The sequence below is a fragment of the Streptomyces zhaozhouensis genome, assembly GCF_900230195.1.
GTDB lineage: Bacteria > Actinomycetota > Actinomycetes > Streptomycetales > Streptomycetaceae > Streptomyces > Streptomyces zhaozhouensis.
Genome location: NZ_OCNE01000008.1, coordinates 1 through 16,848, shown reverse-complemented (window position 1 = coordinate 16,848; position 16,848 = coordinate 1). Strand labels below are relative to the sequence as shown.

Annotated in this window: 14 protein-coding genes; 8 read left to right on the top strand and 6 right to left on the bottom strand. The window is 73.3% G+C overall.

Going from position 1 to position 16,848, the window contains the following annotated elements:
• Nucleotides 1–53: 53 nt before the first annotated feature.
• From CRP51_RS13180 to CRP51_RS13160, 5 genes are all read left to right on the top strand, one after another.
• Nucleotides 54–830 carry a class I SAM-dependent methyltransferase gene (locus CRP51_RS13180; protein ID WP_097231353.1) on the top strand — a complete coding sequence of 259 codons (777 nt, stop codon included), beginning with the start codon at nucleotides 54–56 and terminating at the stop codon, nucleotides 828–830.
• 74 nt (nucleotides 831–904) lie between these two features.
• Complete coding sequence (locus CRP51_RS13175; RefSeq protein WP_097231352.1) at nucleotides 905–1,879, top strand: UDP-glucuronic acid decarboxylase family protein; 975 nt, start codon at nucleotides 905–907, stop codon at nucleotides 1,877–1,879.
• Between the two features lie 29 nt (nucleotides 1,880–1,908).
• Nucleotides 1,909–2,556, top strand: coding sequence for a class I SAM-dependent methyltransferase (locus CRP51_RS13170; RefSeq protein WP_097231351.1), 648 nt, complete (start codon nucleotides 1,909–1,911; stop codon nucleotides 2,554–2,556).
• A 71-nt stretch (nucleotides 2,557–2,627) separates the two neighbouring features.
• Nucleotides 2,628–3,455 carry a phytanoyl-CoA dioxygenase family protein gene (locus CRP51_RS13165; RefSeq protein WP_097231350.1) on the top strand — a complete coding sequence of 276 codons (828 nt, stop codon included), beginning with the start codon at nucleotides 2,628–2,630 and terminating at the stop codon, nucleotides 3,453–3,455.
• Nucleotides 3,456–3,484: 29 nt separating this feature from the next.
• Nucleotides 3,485–4,153 (top strand): hypothetical protein, encoded by a 669-nt coding sequence (locus tag CRP51_RS13160; protein ID WP_097231349.1) that lies wholly within the window; start codon nucleotides 3,485–3,487, stop codon nucleotides 4,151–4,153.
• A gap of 12 nt (nucleotides 4,154–4,165) precedes the next feature.
• Here the strand turns inward: CRP51_RS13160 and CRP51_RS28825 are convergent, their stop codons facing one another.
• The gene (locus tag CRP51_RS28825; RefSeq protein WP_097231348.1) at nucleotides 4,166–4,786 is read right to left on the bottom strand and encodes a TetR family transcriptional regulator; all 621 of its coding nucleotides are present in this window, start codon (nucleotides 4,784–4,786) and stop codon (nucleotides 4,166–4,168) included.
• A gap of 130 nt (nucleotides 4,787–4,916) precedes the next feature.
• Between CRP51_RS28825 and CRP51_RS13150 the strand changes: the two genes are divergently transcribed.
• The gene (locus CRP51_RS13150) at nucleotides 4,917–5,762 is read left to right on the top strand and encodes a nitroreductase family protein (RefSeq protein ID WP_245880563.1); all 846 of its coding nucleotides are present in this window, start codon (nucleotides 4,917–4,919) and stop codon (nucleotides 5,760–5,762) included.
• A 51-nt stretch (nucleotides 5,763–5,813) separates the two neighbouring features.
• On the opposite strand, the gene CRP51_RS13145 is transcribed toward CRP51_RS13150, so the two are convergent.
• The 5 genes from CRP51_RS13145 to CRP51_RS13125 all read right to left on the bottom strand — a co-directional run bounded on the left by CRP51_RS13145 (nucleotide 5,814) and on the right by CRP51_RS13125 (nucleotide 14,214).
• On the bottom strand, nucleotides 5,814–6,998 hold the full coding sequence (locus CRP51_RS13145) for a YcaO-like family protein (protein WP_170970539.1): 1,185 nt from the start codon (nucleotides 6,996–6,998) through the stop codon (nucleotides 5,814–5,816).
• The gene (locus CRP51_RS13140) at nucleotides 6,995–8,188 is read right to left on the bottom strand and encodes a TfuA-like protein (protein ID WP_170970538.1); all 1,194 of its coding nucleotides are present in this window, start codon (nucleotides 8,186–8,188) and stop codon (nucleotides 6,995–6,997) included. Before CRP51_RS13140 ends, CRP51_RS13145 begins: the two co-directional genes overlap by 4 nt.
• A gap of 270 nt (nucleotides 8,189–8,458) precedes the next feature.
• Nucleotides 8,459–9,310 (bottom strand): helix-turn-helix domain-containing protein, encoded by an 852-nt coding sequence (locus tag CRP51_RS13135; protein WP_097231344.1) that lies wholly within the window; start codon nucleotides 9,308–9,310, stop codon nucleotides 8,459–8,461.
• Between the two features lie 216 nt (nucleotides 9,311–9,526).
• A complete protein-coding gene (locus tag CRP51_RS13130; protein WP_097231343.1) occupies nucleotides 9,527–10,837 on the bottom strand; it encodes an aspartate aminotransferase family protein in 1,311 nt (436 codons plus the stop codon).
• A gap of 254 nt (nucleotides 10,838–11,091) precedes the next feature.
• Nucleotides 11,092–14,214, bottom strand: a complete 3,123-nt coding sequence (locus CRP51_RS13125) for an alpha-L-rhamnosidase (protein WP_097231342.1) — start codon at nucleotides 14,212–14,214, stop codon at nucleotides 11,092–11,094.
• A 324-nt stretch (nucleotides 14,215–14,538) separates the two neighbouring features.
• On the opposite strand from CRP51_RS13125, the gene CRP51_RS13120 reads away from it, so the two are divergent.
• Both CRP51_RS13120 and CRP51_RS13115 read left to right on the top strand, forming a co-directional pair.
• Nucleotides 14,539–15,069: an EF-hand domain-containing protein gene (locus tag CRP51_RS13120; RefSeq protein ID WP_097231341.1), complete on the top strand. Its 531-nt coding sequence runs from the start codon at nucleotides 14,539–14,541 to the stop codon at nucleotides 15,067–15,069.
• Nucleotides 15,070–15,381: 312 nt separating this feature from the next.
• A complete protein-coding gene (locus tag CRP51_RS13115; RefSeq protein ID WP_141514592.1) occupies nucleotides 15,382–16,494 on the top strand; it encodes a serine/threonine-protein kinase in 1,113 nt (370 codons plus the stop codon).
• The last annotated feature ends 354 nt before the right edge of the window (nucleotides 16,495–16,848 follow it).

Below are 16,848 nucleotides of genomic sequence, written 5' to 3'. Positions count from 1 at the left end.
CGTTCGGCGTCAGCGGCCTGTCCTGCACCAGCGCCAGATTGGGAGAGTCCCCCATGAGCCTGCACGAGTTCTACGACCCCGAGCTCTACGAGAGGAAGCTGGGCATCTCTCCCCGGGTCGGCCCCCTGTACCTCTCCGAGCTGCGCGACCTGGCGCCCGGTTCCACCGTGCTGGAGCTGGGGTGCGGCATCGGCGACGTGCTGCTGCCGTTCGCCCGGCTCGGCCACCGTGTCGTGGGCGTCGACGGCTCCCCCGGGATGCTGCGCAGGTTCCGGGAGCGCCTCGCCGAGGAGGAGTTGGACGGGCGGGCCGAGCTGCACCGGTGCACGCTGCCCGCGCTGCCGGACACCGGGCCCGCGGACGCGATCGTGATGCCGTACGACCTGATCTCGCACCTCCTGGACGACACGCAGTTGGACGAGCTGCTCGCCAACTGTCGCCGGGTCGGCAAGCCGGAGACGGAGATCCTGTTGGACGTGTCGCGCTTCGACGTTGAGTATCTCGGCTCGCTCGCCGGGGCGACGGGCGCGCTCACCCGGGCGCACGACATCCATGACTATCTGGATGACCACTCCCTGTACGTCAGCGAGCAGTCCCGCTATACGCCGGAGACCGGGGTGCTCGCCTGCACCTTCCGGTACGAGGAGCTGGACGCCTCGGGCCGGCTGGTCGGCACCTGGTTCCGCCAGCTCCGGCTCTACCCGCGGCGGGCGCGGGAGGTCACGGCGGCGCTGACGCTGGCCGGCTTCGAGAACGTCCGCGTCGAGGACCGGTCGTTCCCCGACGGGATGGACCACCTGCTGTTCCGGGCCACGGTCGGCCACGGTTGAGGCCCGTCCGCGGGCCGTCGCGGGGCGACGCCCGGACGGCAAGGGCATGTTCAGGAACTCGCTGAGGAGGGAACATGGCGGCAACGGACGCACACCGCCCCCCGGGCACCGCGCCCGAACGCGTCGTGATCACGGGCGGCGCCGGATTCGTCGGCTCCCACCTGGTCGAGCACTTTCTCCGGGCCGGCGCCGAGGTCGTCTGCCTGGACGACTTCTCCTCCGGCTCCAAACGGAACCTGGAGTTCGCCGACCACGGCAGGCTGTCGCTGCGGACGACGGACGTCTCCGAGGAGTGCGAGGTGGAGGGGCCGGTCGACGCCGTGCTGCACCTGGCCTCGCCCGCCTCGCCCGTCGACTATCTGAACCGGCCGCTGGCCACCATGCGCGTCGGCTCCCAGGGCACGTGGAACGCCCTGGAGCTGGCGCGCCGCAAGGGCGCGCGGCTGCTGCTCGCCTCGACCAGCGAGGTGTACGGCGACCCGCAGGTCCATCCGCAGCCGGAGAGCTACTGGGGCTGCGTCAACCCCATCGGTCCACGCAGCGTCTATGACGAGTCGAAGCGCTTCTCCGAGGCGCTGACGATGGCCTACCACCAGCAACACGGCGTCGACGTGGCCATCGTGCGCATCTTCAATACCTACGGCCCCCGAATGCGGCACAGCGACGGCCGGGCCGTACCCACGTTCATCGCCCAGGCGCTGGCCGGGGAGCCGCTCACCATCTCCGGCGACGGCAGTCAGACCCGGTCGTTCTGCTATGTCGACGACCTGGTCGCGGGGATCGCCGCCATGCTCCGCTCCGACCTGGTGGGCCCGGTGAACCTCGGCAACCCGGAGGAGTACCGCATCGACGCCCTGGCGCGGCGGGTGAAGTCGCTCACCGGCTCCTCGTCCCCCGTCAGGTTCATCGACCTGCCCGTCGACGACCCGCGGTGCCGGCGCCCCGACATCAGCAGGGCGCGGCGGGAACTCGGCTGGGCGCCGACGGTGGGCGTCACGGAGGGCCTGCGCCGCACCGTCGCGTGGTTCCGCCGGTCCTCGGCCGGCTGAGCGGAAGATCGGGAAGGGAGAGGATCGCGATGGAACGCACCTCCGCGGGGGAACGCGCCTCCGAAGTGGTGAACGAGGCCGACATCGCCCGCTGGTACGAGGGCTGCGTGTTCTCCTCGGACTGGACGACGAGCCACTTCCCCGTCTGGACGGAGGTCCTGGCCGCGCACCGGCACCGGCCGGCACGGGTGCTGGAGATCGGCTCCTGGGAGGGGCGGTCCGCGCTCTTCTTCCTCCACTACCTCGCCGGGTCCTCGCTGACGTGCGTCGACACGTTCGAGGGCAGCGTCGAGCACCACGAGAACGCGTCGTTGGCGCCCTCGGTCGCCGACGTGGAACGGCGCTTCGACGCCAACACGGCGCGGTTCGCCGACCGGATAGAGAAGATCAGGGGCACGTCGGGGAGCGTGCTCCCGCTCCTGGGAATCGCCGGGCGCCGCTTCGACATCGTCTACGTGGACGGCAGCCACTACGCGGCCGACGTCTACGGCGACGCGGCGCTGGCCTGGTCGCTGACGGTCTCCGGCGGCCTGGTGCTCTTCGACGACTACGACTGGAACCTCATGGAGACGGAGAGCGAACGCCCGCGGCTGGGCATCGAGACCTTTCTGCGGACCGTCCCCGGGCAGTTCCGCGAGATCCACCGCGACTACCAACTGATCGTCGAGAAGCTCTGAACCCCCGCCTCGGCGGGCGGGACCGCGTTCTCGCACCGGTGTGATGTGTGTGATGGGAGTGGAGTTGCGTCATGGGCCTGCTGGATTCCGAACAGCTCGCGTTCTTCGACTCGTTCGGCTTCGTCGTCGTGCGTGGCTTCTTCACGCCCGACCAGTCGGAGCGCCTCTTCGCCGAGGTCGTCGACAGCCTCACCGACCAGTACCCGCAGGTGCGCCGGGCACGGGAGCCGGCGGCGCGGACCGGCATACCCGTGGACGGCGTCACGAGCTGGTTCCTGCCGCTGATGAACGCCGCGACGACCCCCGCGAGTTGCGCGCTGGTCAACGCTTCGCCGCTGCGCGACGTCGCCGAACAGCTGCTGGGCGCCGACGCGCTCGTCAAACCCCCCAAGGGCACCTACCTCAGCAACGCCTCGCCCTGGCACCAGGACACCACCGAGCCGCATCTGCGGGCCGTGAAGTGCGTCGTCTACCGCGACGAGCTGTGCGAGGCGGACGGCTCGCTCCAGTTCCTCCCCGGCTCCCACCGGGGCCCGCTCGCCGAACGGCTGGCCGGCTACCGGGAGGAGATGGCCGTCGACGAGGAGTTCGACGAGCTCGGCGAGGAACGCCGCTGGCCCGGCTTCGTCCCCCCGCTCGGCCCCCACGACGTGGTCGTCTTCGACCCGCACATCTGGCACGGCAGCGTCCACGGCCGCGCGCGGTTCAGCTGGACGACCTCGTTCGTCGCCGTCCCGGAGACCCCGGAGCAACGCGCCGCCGCCCACCGGTACATCGCGCAGTTCCTCGGCCAGGACTTCGTCTACGACCAGGAGAGGTTCCCCTACTACGACCCCCGCTGGTCCCGCGCCGACGCCCCGCCGTTCGTGCGCCGGATGCGGGAGCTCGACGTGCTGTGACGACGGTCCGTTCGTGGGAGGCTGGCGCCATGGAGCAGCACGTGGTCGCGGTGGTCGGCAGCAGCCCGGGGGTGGGCAAGTCGACGCTCTGCGGGGCGTTGGCCGCGTGGCTGGCCGGGGCCGGGGTGGCGGTCGACCACTTCGAGGAGGCGGACGTCCTCACCCGGGACGCCTTCCGGCCGGTCGCGGAGGAGTTCGCGGACGGCGCCGGGAGCGTGCGGCCGGACACGCTGGTCGCGGCGACGCGCGCCTATGTGGCGGGGGCCCGGCGCGCGGGCGTGCGGGTGCTGGTGACGGACGCGCTGCTGCCGTTCGTGCCGTCGCTGGTCGCCTGGGGCCACGACGAGGCGGCGATCGGACGGATCGTGCGGGAGCTGGCCGCGGCCGTGGAGCCGGCGACGGTCCATGTCGTGTATCTGCGGGGCGCCCCGGAGGCCGCCCTGGCGCGGGCCGTCGCCCGGGAGGGCGCGGGGTGGGAGCGCTGGTATGTCGACAAGCTGGGGCGCGCACCGGGCGGCCGCTCGGTGCGTGACCTGGCGTCGGCCGCGGAACATCTGCGGTGGGAGGCCGGGTTGACCGCGCGGGTGCTGGCGACGACGGGGTGGGACGTGCTGACCGTCGACGTGGACGGGTGCGACGCGGCGGAGACGGAGCGCCAGGTGCGCGGGCGGCTGCGCGAGGCGCTCGGCGTCGGCTGAGCCGGGGCACGGTCAGCGGCGGGCGTCGCGCGTGACCTCGTCGTTGAGCAGCGCGGACGCCCGGCGGTAGATCCTGACGAGGCTCGCCGCGCGCTCCTCCTCGGGCGGCGAGGCAGCCCACTCGTCCAGCGCGGCCCGGAAGACGGTGAGGGCAGTGGCCGCCGTCACCTGGAGGTGGAGGAGGCCCTCGGGGTCGGCCCCGTCCTGCTGGGCGACGCGCTCGACGACCCGCTCGACGCACTCGGCGTCGTGGAGCTGCGCGATCCGGCGCAGGGCGGGGTCGTGGGAGGTGAGGCGACGCACCGTCAGCATCCGCTCCAGCCAGTCCTCGGTGGCGGACTCGGTGAGGATGCCCGCGATGACCTCCTCGAAGTCGGCCAGCCTCAGGCGGCGTCGGGCGGCCCGCTCGGCCAGCTCGTCGCCGAGGGCCGCGCTGAACCGCCTGGCCGTCCGGAAGGCGGCCTCCTCCTTGTTCGCCCCGTGCCGGTAGAAGGTGCGGGGCGAGACCTCGGCCGCGGCGGCGATGTCGTCACAGGTCGTCGCCTCGAAGCCGCGGCTCTCGAACAGCTTGATCGCGGCCACCTCGATCTCCGTCTCGGTGGCCTGCCGCCGTCTGTCGCGAAGCGTGGACACGCACGCATGGTACCTCGGATGCCTGCTTGGCAGATACTGCCAGTATGCTGTTTACTGCCGATACGGCATGAGTGCGTCGCGGCAGTGCCGAGGAACGTGCCCGAGGAACCGAAACGACAGAGGTGTGTCTGTGTCCACGGACGATGAGCGGCACGAGCTGCTGGAACAGCGCTACGGAAAGGGGAAGGCGCCGGAGGGGGTGAGGTGGAACGACCAGATAGCGGGGATGCTGCGGCACCGTTCCGTCCGCGCCTACCTGCCCGACCCGCTGCCGGAGGGGACGCTGGAGACGCTGGTGGCCGCCGCGCAGTCGGCGTCGACCAGTTCCAACCTCCACCAGTGGAGCGTGGTGGCGGTGACCGATCCCGAGCTGAAGGCCGAGATCGCCGCCACCACGCGGATGCACTCCGTGGACCGGGGGAACCCGCAGATCAACGAGGCGCCGCTGCTGCTCCTCTGGGTCGCCGACCTCTCGCGCAGCCACGCGATCGCCACGGAGGCGGGCGACAGCGGTGACGTCCTGGAGCAGTTGGACACCTTCCTGGTGGCGGCGACGGACGCCGCGCTCGCGGCGCAGAACGCGACGGTCGCCGCCGAGTCGCTGGGCCTGGGGACGGTCTACATCGGCGCCGCGAGGAACAAGGCGCGCGAGCTCGCCGAGATGATCGGGCTGCCGCCGCTGAGCTTCGTCTCCTTCGGCCTGGTGGTCGGGGTTCCCGACCCCGAGCGGCCCGCCCGGATACGCCCCCGCCCCGCCCAGGAGCTGGTGCTGCACCGGGAGCGCTACGACACCTCGGCGTGGCGGGAGGCGGCGGACGACTACGAGGAGGAGTTCCGCACCTTCCGCGAGGACGTGGGTCTGGGCCACAAGACCTGGCGGGAGTCCGTTCTGATGGTGTCGAGCGGCGTCGAGGCGATGGACGGGCGGCAGAACCTGGGCGAGACCGTCCGGGCGCGCGGCTTCCTCGCCGGATAGCCCAGGCCGCCCCGGCGCCCGCGGCGCGGGTCCCTCGGAGACACGGGTCCCTCAGACGCACCGGGGCTCGTCGGCGCAGGGAGACAGCCGGCGGATGGCGTCGCTGTCCCGGCGCGCGTGGTCGAGGCCGGGGCAGACGACCCTGACCACCGAGAACGGATCGCCGTCGGTGGAGAGTTCGGCGAGGAGCGGCGGCATCCCGGTGTGCGCCTCCACCCGGCGGGCGACATCCTCCAGCGCGGCGTCCGGGTCGTCGTGGGCGGCGCGGTATCCCTCGGTCACCTCGGCGACCGCCCGCCCCCGGGAGGTGGCCAGCAGCGGGTCGGAGGAGTGGGGCGGCCGGCACTCGGAGGGGAGGTCGTCGCGGACGGCCATGATCCTCGTCAGGCGCGCCTGGACGGCCTGGCCGATCGCGCGGCACATGGCGGCGCCGAGGTCGAGGTCGGCGCCGACCCCCGCGGCGACGAGCGGGTGCAGGGGTGACCAGACGAACGCCAGGAAGACGGGCACGGCGAGGGCGTTGCGGACCAGTGCCACCTCGATCTGGGTGCTCGCGTCGGCCAGCCGGTCGAGCAGGCCCCGCAGATGCGCGTCGTCGAGCGTGGCCAGGTCGACGCGGACCCGGGGGTCGGGGCCCTCGGCGCCGAGGCTGGCCAGAGCGTGGCGCTCGACGACCCGGTACAGGCCCTCCAGCGCGGCCTCCGGGAGGGTGCCGCCGGAGGCGAGGCCGTTGCGGGAGGCCCGCAGGACGCGGGGTTCCCCCCGCACGCCGGGCACGAACGACAGGCGCAGGAGCTGCAGCGGCAGCGGCACCGGCGCACCGCCCAGGAGCGTGCGGCCCGGCGTCCAGGCGAGCTTCACGTGGGCGAGCGGCCCGCTGGTCGGCAGGGTGTTCAACGCGTCGACCGAGTACGGGAGTTCGAGGTCATAGGCGGTGGCCTCGAACGCGGGTGGGTCGAACGCCTCCGCGTGTGCCAGCTCGACCGACCGCATCGCGGCCAGACCGTGGGCCATCGACGGGGTGAGGCCCGCGCTCTGGGTGGTGGCGTAGGTCTCGGCCAGCGGCCGGACCGCGACGGAGACCGGAATGCCGATGTGATCCAGATGGGTGACGTCCGCGACGCGGGTGATGCCGTACCGCCCGAGCAGCGGCTCGACGCGTGCCCAGGTCTCCTCGGTGTTCGGCCCGCCGGACCGGGCGGGGGAAGCGCCGTCGGGCGCGGCCGGCCCCCTCACGCCGTCTCCGCGCGGAGCGACTCGGAGGCGGCCCCGCCGGCGCCGGCGACGAACGGCCGCAGCATCCTGACCGCCGTCTCGACGTCGGGGATGCCCCGGCTCCGGCACTCGCCGGCGAGTTCGCCGGCGGGAATCTGCCAGATGTGGCAGAGCAGGACCCGGCCGGCGTCCTCGGAGAGCTCCCGCGCGGGGTCCTGGGCGGCGCGGCGCGACCGGGGGCCGACGTCGAAGCCCGGGGCGGGGTCACGCCGCAGCTGCGCGGCGACGGCCTCGATGTCGGCCGGTTCCTCCGCGCTCAGCAGGAGCGCCACCTCGTGCGGGTCGCTCAGGTCGGGGACCGGGCAGTCGGCGTCGGCCAGGCGCCGCTCCCGTTCGCGGGCGGCCGGGAGCGGCAGGCGTGTCACGGCGGGGCCGCCGGGCAGGGAGTCCTCCAGGTAGCGGTTCCAGACCCGCGCGTAGTAGGGGTTGAACAACTGCTGGTAGGCGATCCGTTGGCCCAGCGGCGGGGAGCCCTCGCGGGCCACGAAGTGGTTGCGCCAGGCGCGCAGGGCAACGGTGCGCCAGGCGGCGTCGCCGGCGCCCGTGACCCGGCCGACGACGCCCTCGGCGACCGTGCGGCGGGCCGCCTCGATCGCCGCGAGGCAGTCCCTGCGCTGCTGGTCGAAGATGTGCGGGTCGTCGGCGACCCGCCGGGCGTACCAGTCGGCCAGTTGGGGCCGGCCGGCACGGCGCAGCAGGTGGACGACGCGGTCCTGGGTGCGCGAGGGGTAGTACTCGCGCCGGAGCGTCTCGACGACCCGTTCGATCTCGGCCGCGCGCAACAGCCCCTCCGCGCAGGCGGCCTGGGCGGCGGCGCGGAGGTTGACCAGGGGGACGCTCAGCCGCGCGTAGGGCGCCTCCTCCTCGTGGGCGACGGCCACGGCGTCGTCGCCGTCGAGGACCCCGGAGCGGTACAGCTCGTGGACGGTTCCGACGCCGCGCACACCGAAGGGGCCGAGCTCCAGGGCGCGCAGCGCTCCGACGCCCGCCGCGCCGATGACGGTCACGCCCCGGTCGAGCGCGTGCAGATACTCCTTGTGCCGCGCGCCCGGCCGGTGCGGGGCGAAGTCGTCGACGACCACGGCGACATCGCCGGCCGCAGGCTCGGGTCCGAAGAAGTCCCCGTGCGCGACCGGAGGATGGGGCACCACTTCCGGAAAGCGCTCACCTATCTCGTCCGCCGGACAGGTCGGACCGACATAGACGTGAATCCGTCCCTTTGCCACGTGGCCATCCCTCTTTCAGGATTCTGGCGTTCCCGCATTCGAAAGAAACTCTAGGCGAGAGTAAAAGAAGGGTCATGACAGCGATTGCGCACTCCCTGACGGATGTTGCGAGCGCCTCTTCCCGTACCCGCCGGTACAACGGAACGGGGAGGTGTCAGATCGCCCCTCCCGCCGCTCGCCGGCCGGTCGGCGCGGTCAGGGAGGCGTCGTGTGCTGGCCGCGCTGGCGGTACTCGGAGGGCGAGCATCCGACGTGCTTTCTGAACACCCGGGCGAAGTTCTCCGGGTTGGCGAACCCGCAGAGCCTGCCGACCTGCGACACCGGGTCGTCACCCGAGGCGAGCAGGTGGCGGGCGGCGTCGATGCGCAGCCCCGTCAGGTACTGCAACGGCGTCTTGCCGGTGGCGACGGAGAAGCGGCGCAGAAAGTGGTAGCGGCTGAGCCGCACCTCCCTGGCCAGCCGGTCGAGCGTGACGTTCTCGGCCAGATGGGTCTCCATGTAGGTCCGCACGGTGAACAACTGCTCGGCGTTCAGCCCCCCGGCGCCGGGCGAGGCGGCGCGGAACGGGTGGAGCAGGTACTCGGCGAGGTAGTGGGCGGCGGCGAGGGCGTACTGGTCGCCGCTGCCGGTCCGCCAGGCGTGCAGCAGCACGGGGGCCATCGAGGCGATGTGCGGATCGAACGCGCGCAGCGTGTGCAGTTCCGAAACCGTCCGGACAGGGGACTCCGGATGTGCCTCCAGCGTGCGTTGGAGAATCGTCAGCGGCAACTGGATGCACGCCACACGGAACGCGGACCGCCTCGGCGGAGTGCGGTCCAGGCGTACGGGATTGTTGGGGGCGACCCTGCATATCTCGCCCGGCATGAGCGTCGCGCTGCGCCGTCCCTTGCCGTCCAGTCCCGACACCTGGCAGGAGCTCTGGAGCGGCGTGATGATCCCGAACGTCTCGTCCGGCAACTGGTATATCCAGCCGTCGTCCCCGCTTTCCGAGATCTCCTTTTCCAGTACCAGCTCCTGCCAGAAGAAGCCGTGCAGTCGAGCAGTCATCTGATTTTCCCTTGCGTGGGGGAAGGCCGGGAAATGCGTGCGGGACGGTCGGGGCCGCCCGGAGTGGACGCGGGGCGCACACGCTCTCGGCGCCGGAGCGATCGGGACGCGCCGCACCGGAGTGATCGTTCACCCGGGAGACAGCGCGGAACCACCCGGTCTCGCGGGCCGCGCCGGGGCGCGGTCCCGCTCCGGGACCGGCCAGACCCTCGTGGCTCAGGGGCCGGCCGCGAGGACCGCCTTGAGGGAGTCGGCGAGGATGTCGACGCCGAGGTGCAGCTCGTCCTCGCCCACGGTCAGCGGTGGCGCGATGCGGAAGATGCCGCCCATGCCGGGCAGTTGGACGATGTTGACGTGGAGCCCCCGCTCCAGGCACGCCGCCGTGACCGCCTGCCCGAGGGCGTCGGCCGGTGTTCTGCTCTCCTTGTCGGTCACCAGCTCGATGCCCTGCAGGAGACCGCGCCCCCGCACGTCGCCTACCACCTCGAACGTGTCCCGCAGCTCCAGCAGCCGCGTCCGCAGCGTGCCGCCCAGCAGGGCGGCGCGCGCGACCAGCCCCTCGCGCTCCACCACGTCGAGCACGGTCAGCCCGACGCTCGCCGCGAGCGGGTCGGAGACATGGGTGGTGAAGAAGAGGAAGCCGCGTTCCCGGCAGACCTCCTCGACGGCCGCGCTGGTGACGACCGCCGCGACCGGCAGCCCGGCGCCCAGCGTCTTGGAGAGGGTCAGGATGTCGGGCACCACGCCGTCGCGTTCGATGGCGTACATGTGGCCGGTCCGGCCGACGCCGGTCTGCGCCTCGTCGACGATCAGCAGCATCCCGCGCGCCTCGCACAGCTCCTTGAGCCGGGCGAGATAGCCGGGCGGCAGCTCGACGATGCCGCCCGAGGAGAGGATCGGCTCGACCAGACAGGCGGCGAGGGAGCCGGTCGACTGCTGGTCGACGGCGGCGAAGCCGTGGGCCAGCTCGGTCTCCCAGTCGTGGGAGCCGTCGGGGTGGCGGAACGGCGAGCGGTAGGCGTTGGGTGTCGGCAGCGTGAGGTTGCCGGGGACCGTCGGGCCGTAGCCGCGCCGGCCCGCGGAGTAGGTCGCGGCGGCGGCGCCGGAGGTCATGCCGTGCCAGGAGCGGTCGAATGAGACGATCTCGTAGCGGCCGGTGGCGAGTTTCGCCATCTTCAGGGCCGCCTCGTTGGCCTCGGCGCCCGTCGTCAGCAGCAGCGTCTTCTCCAGCGGGTCCGGCAGGGTGCCGGCCAGCCGCCGGGCCAGCTCGACGACGGGACGGCTGAGCATCCCGCTGAAGAGGTGGTCGAGTGTGGCGACCGACTCGGAGACGGCCCGCACCACAGCCGGGTGCCCGTGCCCGAGAACCGCGCTCATCTGCCCCGACGTGAAGTCGAGGATGGCCCGACCCTCGCTGTCGTAGACATGGCTTCCAGCGGCGCGTTCGATGATGCGCGGCGTGAACGACGCACCGTAGTGCACCAGATGACGCGCGACCCCGTCCCAGAACGTGTCGTCCGTCTCCACAGCCCCTCCCCGGTACAGCAATCGATTTCCGCCCCCCGAGAGCTATGCCCTTCCCATTGCCCAGGATGCACGTGCTTCATCCCTGCGGTCATCTTTCCGTACCGCAGCCGCTTCCGGGGAGCGACGCGCCGCACACCCCCGAAGCCGCGCCCCGGCGGGCGGCCGGCGGGTGGGGCGCGCCGGGCCCGGGGCGGCGGGCACCGCTCGTCGTGCGGTGCTCCCGCGCCCCGGGTAACCGGCGGCGCCGGGGGTGGTCAGGGACTGGTCAGGCGGGTGGTAAAGGTGTGGGTGCCGGAGGCCACGTGGTGATGGACGCGGCCGGTGCCCTCGGCGGTGGGGACGCGGATCTCGGCGGTGGTGTGGGGCGGTATCCGCACCCGCAGCCGGAAGGCGGCGGCCTCGCGGGTCCACTCGGAGGTGACCTCGCCGTACGGGGTCCGGTAGCGCCCGCTGACGTGGGTCAGGGTGCCCACCAGCCGTGGTTCGACCAGGAGTTCGCGGAAACCGACGGAACCAGGCCGCTGGCGGATGCCGGCCAGGGAGCCGTGGAACCACTCCTCGATCGGGAGGAGGATCACGTGGTTCTTCGAGTGGACCAGGTCCCACTGCTCGGGGATGCTGGTCAGGCCCTCGGGGTTGGCGGTGGTCGGGTTCAGGAAGTGGCCGTAGCCGGGGCGGGTGTCCTGGTGGAGGGCTTCCCACAGGAGGTCGTCCCGGCCCGCCTCGGTAAGGGCTCTGACCAGGGGGGCCAGTCCGATCGTTCCCGCGCTGAGGTGAGGGCCGCCGCCGAACGGGGGGTAGGCGTTGACCAGTTCGACCAGCGAGTCGACGACGCGTCCTCGTTCCCCCTCGGGGACCAGCCCCTCGTCGAGCGCCAGCGCCTGGGCGGCCTGGGTGGCCCCCTCGGTGCCGCCGCTGCCGCCCGCACTGGTATAGCGCCCCCGCTCCTGGTGGTAGAAGGCGGCGTGGAACGCCTCCCGGATCGCGGTGGCGAGCGCGCGGTACTCCTCCGCGTGGGCGCTGTGGCCGAGGAGCGCGGCCATCCGGGCCATCCGGTCGACGGTCTGGTGGTAACCCCAGGTGCCGGTGAGCAGCCCCGAGGTGGTCTCGTCGGCGGCTATCCAGTCGGCGAGCGGGGCGTGTACGAGGTGCGCGCGGGCACCGGTACCGGCCTTCTCCTCGCGGACATAGCGCACGAAGGCGCGCATCGACGCGTAGTGCCGTTCCATCAACTCCGTCTCGCCGTAGGTCTCGTAGTGCAGCCAGGGCACCAGGACGACGGCGTTTCCCCAGTTGATCTCGTCGCCGAACTCGCCGAGGTAGCCCCAGTCGTAGACCGGGGCCTTCAGCGCGACGTTGCCTCGGTTGGCTCCGGTCAGTGACTGCCCCTCCACCAGATGGCGCTGCATGGTGCGCAGGTAGGCGGCGAAGCCGAAGTGCCGGGCCAGGGAGCGGAACGGCTGGGTGTAGTCGGCGAGATAGGCCAGCTTCTCGCGTCCGGGGCAGTCGGTGAAGGTGGACATCAGGTTGCTGGCCACCGAGTGGCGGGCCATCCGGTGCACGCGGTTGACCCGTTCGTCGGAGGTGTGCAGCTCGCCGGCGACGGGCGCGGCGGCGCGCAGCCGGAGGGCGGTGACCGTGTCGGCCGTCGCCTCGAAGTCCTCTGGCAGCCCGTCGAGTTGGAGCCACTGCATCCCGAAGTAGTCGAAACGCGGATGCCAGCTCTCGCCGCCGGGCGCGCCGTGGCTGGTGTAGGTGGCGAAGACGTCGGTGCCGCGTCCGGGGCCGCCGCCCATGACCGAGCTCTGTTCCACGGTGCCGTCGGCGTCGAGCGACTCGGCGGGGCGCAGGGTGAGGGTGGTGCCGGCCGGCACCCCGGCGGGCAGGCGCAGCAGCGGCCAGCCGGCGAGGTTCTGGCCGAAGTCGAAGACCCAGACGCCGGGCCGGGGCCTGGTGACGCGCACCGGGCGGAGCCGGTCGACCACCTTGACGGGTTCGGCGGCGCGCCAGACCAGTCGGGTGGTCAGGCCGGGCGGCGGGGCGAGGCCGGCCGGGACCCAGCCGACCCGGGTGCCGTCGCGGCGCGGCGCGCCTGCGGTGAGGTCGGCGTCGGGCGCGGTCCAGCCGGGCTGTTCGCGGCGCGCGTCGTAGTCGGTGCCGGTGTACCAGCCGGTGGTCGTGGTCGGTCCGAGCGCGGCCCGCCACGCGCGGTCGGTGACCACGGTCGCGGTCGAGCCGTCGGCCAGGGTGATCTCCAGCCGGGCGATCAGCCGGGGCGGAACGGCGGCGTTGGCGGTGGGCTCGGTGCCGGCGAGCGGGTTGCCCGAGCCGCTCACGGCGGCGCCGGCCGGGTGCGGCCGGTCGAGCGGCGGCGCGAAGGAGACCGTGGTGTGCCCGGGGCCGTGCGGGGTGAGCTCCACGACCTCGCGGGACTCGATCCGCTCCCCGCCGTCGCCGGTGTCGACGTGCAGCGCCCCGCCGACGTGGAGGCGGCCGGCGAGTCCGGCCAGCGCGACCCGGCTCGCCCCGGCGGGCGCGGCCGTCAACAGGCTTCCCCGGGCCGGGAGTTCGCTCTCCCACCAGCTGTAGGGCGCCGTGCGCCCGGTGGCCTCGTGGGTGACGGAGCGCGTGACCAGCGCGGTGCCGTGGCCGAGCGCGACGCCGAGCGTGTTGGCGCCCGGGCGCAGCAGCCGGGTCACGTCGTGGACGCGGTACTCGGCGGACAGCTGGTAGTGCGAGTTGCCCGGCGCCAGGACCTCGTCGGTGACGGGGACGCCGTTCAGCTCGGCGTGGTGCAGCCCGAGGCCGCACAGGTGGAGCCGGGCGTCGACGACACGGGCCGCGCGTTCCCCGGGCAGGGTGAAGGCGCGGGCGAGCAGCGGCAGCGGGTCCTCGGTGCGTCGGTCCGGGTGCTCGATCCAGCGGGCCGCGCCCCAGTCGGCCCCGGTCAGCAGGCCGGTCTCCCAACGGGCCGGCCCGCTCCACGCGGTCACGTCGCCGCGCGTGCTCCACACCCTGACCTGCCAGACGACCGGCTGCCGCGCGGGCAGCGGCTCCCCGCCCCAGCGGACGTCGTGCTGGGCGGCCGACTCCACCCGGCCGGAGTCCCACAGCAGCGGCCCCTCGGTCAACGCGGCGACGCTGCCGGCCGCGCGCACCTGGTAGGCCCGCTGCGCCCAGCCGTCGGGCGCCTCGGTCACCCGCCAGCCGAGCCGGGGCGCGGGGTCGTCGACGCCGAGCGGTTCGTCGGCGCGGCCGGCGACGCGAAGGTCGGTGACGGCGGCGGGCGGCGGGAGGGCGCGCGCGTCGCGTACACGCCCCGTGGGGGGCGGGGTGCCGGGGCGGGCGGGTGAGTGGTCGTCCACGCCGGCTGGCATCGGGGGCGCCTCCCGTTGATACGTTTCACGGCCGTCGCCTGGGACGTTAACCGGACGCGGGGGGATAGCCAACCCCGTGGTGCCTCGCGGGGCCCGGCCGAGCGGGCGGCAAGGGCGCGAGAGGACCCGTTCCGGTCCGGTGGCGAACGAGGTCGGTCCGGGAGCCCGCGCCGGTGCCGTCGCGCACCGCCCCGGCCCACGCGTGCGCGCGGGCTCCCCGGCGCGTCTGCGTCCCTCGTTCGAGGGAAACGGGCACCGGATTTCCGGTCAACTCCGCTCGCTGGGCGGAGAGTTGGGAGTCCGGAGACAGGAGAGGGGCGGCTCATGACGCGTGACGAGGCGAGCGATCGGGCCCGCGTGGTCTTCACCATCCTGGACGGTGACCGCAACGGGGTGCTGGAGCGGTCGGACTTCGAGCTGATGGCGGAACGGGTGGAAACGGCGGCCTGGCGGTCGGCCCCGGCTCAGCGGGAGGCGCTGCGCGCGGGGATGCGCCGCTGGTGGGAGGGGCTGGTGACGCGCCTGGACTCGGACGGCGACGGGCGGATCGACTTCGAGGAGTACCGGGGCACGGTGCTCTCCCCCGGCCCGTTCGCCGACACGGTGGCGTCGTTCGCGCACGCCCTCGCCGCGCTGGGCGACCCGGAGGGGGTCGGGACGGTCGCGCGGGGTGTCTTCGTCGAGCTGATGACGGCGGTCGGTTTCCCGGCCGACCGGGTGACGGCCGTCTTCGACGCGTTCGGCCCCTCGGCCGACGACCGGGTGCCGGTGGCCGTCTGGGAGGCCGGGGTGCGGGACTTCTTCTCCCCCGACAAGGCCGGCATCGCGGGGGATCACCTGGTCGCCGGGGAGTGATCCACGCGGCGGGGAACGGCCGACGCGCGACCGGTCACCGGCGCGCGACGGGTCGACTGGTCACCCGTGGGGACTGGTCACCCGTCGGAACTGGTCAACGTGCAGGTGGTCAACGCGGCACGTGGTCAGTTGGGTCCGCTGGTCACCCCGCAGCGAGTTGCGCCGGCACGGTGACAGATCGTCACATGGGTTGGCTCGGGCGAGGTGGCCAACCGCCGGGAGGAGCACGCGGACGGAGGGGCAGCGGCGCCCTGACCGGCCCCTACCGTCATCCTTCGCCGGACGGCCTGATCTCTGCCGGAGGTGGTGGCGGTGGAGACTCTGGCGGCGACCGACCCCCGACGCATCGGCCCCTACCGGCTGCTGGCCGTGCTGGGCCACGGCGGGATGGGGCGGGTCTTCCTCGGGAGCGAGCCGAACGGCCGGCTGGCGGCCGTCAAACTGGTCCGCGCGGCGCTGGCCGACGACGCGCGCCACCGGGGACGCTTCCGCCGGGAGGTCGCCACGGCGCGCAGGGCGCCGGGCGTCCGCACCGCCGCCGTGATCGACGCGGACCTCGACGCGGACCTCGACGCGCCCCTCCCCTGGTTGGCCTCGGTCTACATCCCCGGCCCCTCGTTGCGGCAGGTGGTCGCCCCCGGAGCGGACGACCACGCCGGTCGCGCCGACGCGGACGCCACCACCGTCGACGTCGCCGCCCGGCCGCTCCCCGAGGACGCCGTGCTGCGGCTGGCCGCCGGCCTGGTCGGCGCACTCGACGAGATCCACGGCACGGGGCTGGTGCACCGGGATCTCAAGCCGGACAACATCCTGCTCACCGACGAGGCCGACGCGACGGGCGAGCCGAGCGGCGACGGCGGCGTCCGGGTGGTGGACTTCGGTATCGCGCTGGGCACCGACGACGCCCCCGGCAGCACCCGGCTGACCAGGACCGGGTGGGTGGTCGGCTCGCCCGCGTACATGTCTCCCGAACAGGTCGAGGGGACCGCGCTCACCCCCGCGAGCGACATATTCTCGCTCGGTTCCGTGCTGGTGATGGCCTGCACCGGATCAAGTCCCTTTCAGGGGACGTCACTTCAGCAGGTGCTCTCCCGCGTCCTGCACGCCGATCCGGACCTGTCGGCGCTCCCCGAGAGCGTGCGCCGGATCGCCGGGGCGTGCCTGGCCAAGGACCCCGCCCGACGGCCCGGCCTGGAGCGGCTGCGGCAGGTCCTGGACGACAACGGCTCCGCGGGGCCCTGGCCGTCACACGTCACGGACCTCGTCCGGGACCAGCGTGCCGAGGTCACCCGCCTGGTCGGCCCCACGGGCGAGGGGACCACCGCCGGGAAGAGGAAGGACGGAACGATCCTCTATCCGTACGTGTACGCCGCGACGAAGCGCGGCTCCCACGCGTGCGGGCCGCAGAACCACGCCGAGCGCTGAGCCGGGCGCCTCCCGCCGCCCCGGGCACCACCCGTTGAGGTGCGCGCCCCCCTCCCAGTGCGCCGGCGTGCGCCCCTCGGTGACCGCCCCTGACCTGGTGCCCCGTCAACTCGGCGCCGCTCCCCCGCGCGACGGGGCGCCCCGCGTGGGTCGGGGCGTGGTTGAGCCGACTACGCGGTGCTCCTATGGTCGTTGCGCGCCGTAACTCGATCACCCGGTGGGAGAAGCGATGGCTCGTCCTTCCGACTGGAGTCCGGTGGACATGGATTCCGATCCGACGCCAGGTGAGCCCGACGAGGTGCGGGAGTTGGCGCGGGAGCTCCAGGAGTTCGCCGACGATGTCGGGGAGGCGCT

Coding starts and splice junctions, on each gene's coding strand:
- CRP51_RS13180 (WP_097231353.1), top strand. CDS start 54: ATGAGCCTGCACGAGTTCTACGACCCCGAGCTCTACGAGAGGAAGCTG.
- CRP51_RS13175 (WP_097231352.1), top strand. CDS start 905: ATGGCGGCAACGGACGCACACCGCCCCCCGGGCACCGCGCCCGAACGC.
- CRP51_RS13170 (WP_097231351.1), top strand. CDS start 1,909: ATGGAACGCACCTCCGCGGGGGAACGCGCCTCCGAAGTGGTGAACGAG.
- CRP51_RS13165 (WP_097231350.1), top strand. CDS start 2,628: ATGGGCCTGCTGGATTCCGAACAGCTCGCGTTCTTCGACTCGTTCGGC.
- CRP51_RS13160 (WP_097231349.1), top strand. CDS start 3,485: ATGGAGCAGCACGTGGTCGCGGTGGTCGGCAGCAGCCCGGGGGTGGGC.
- CRP51_RS13135 (WP_097231344.1), bottom strand. CDS start 9,310: ATGACTGCTCGACTGCACGGCTTCTTCTGGCAGGAGCTGGTACTGGAA.
- CRP51_RS13125 (WP_097231342.1), bottom strand. CDS start 14,214: ATGCCAGCCGGCGTGGACGACCACTCACCCGCCCGCCCCGGCACCCCG.
- CRP51_RS13120 (WP_097231341.1), top strand. CDS start 14,539: ATGACGCGTGACGAGGCGAGCGATCGGGCCCGCGTGGTCTTCACCATC.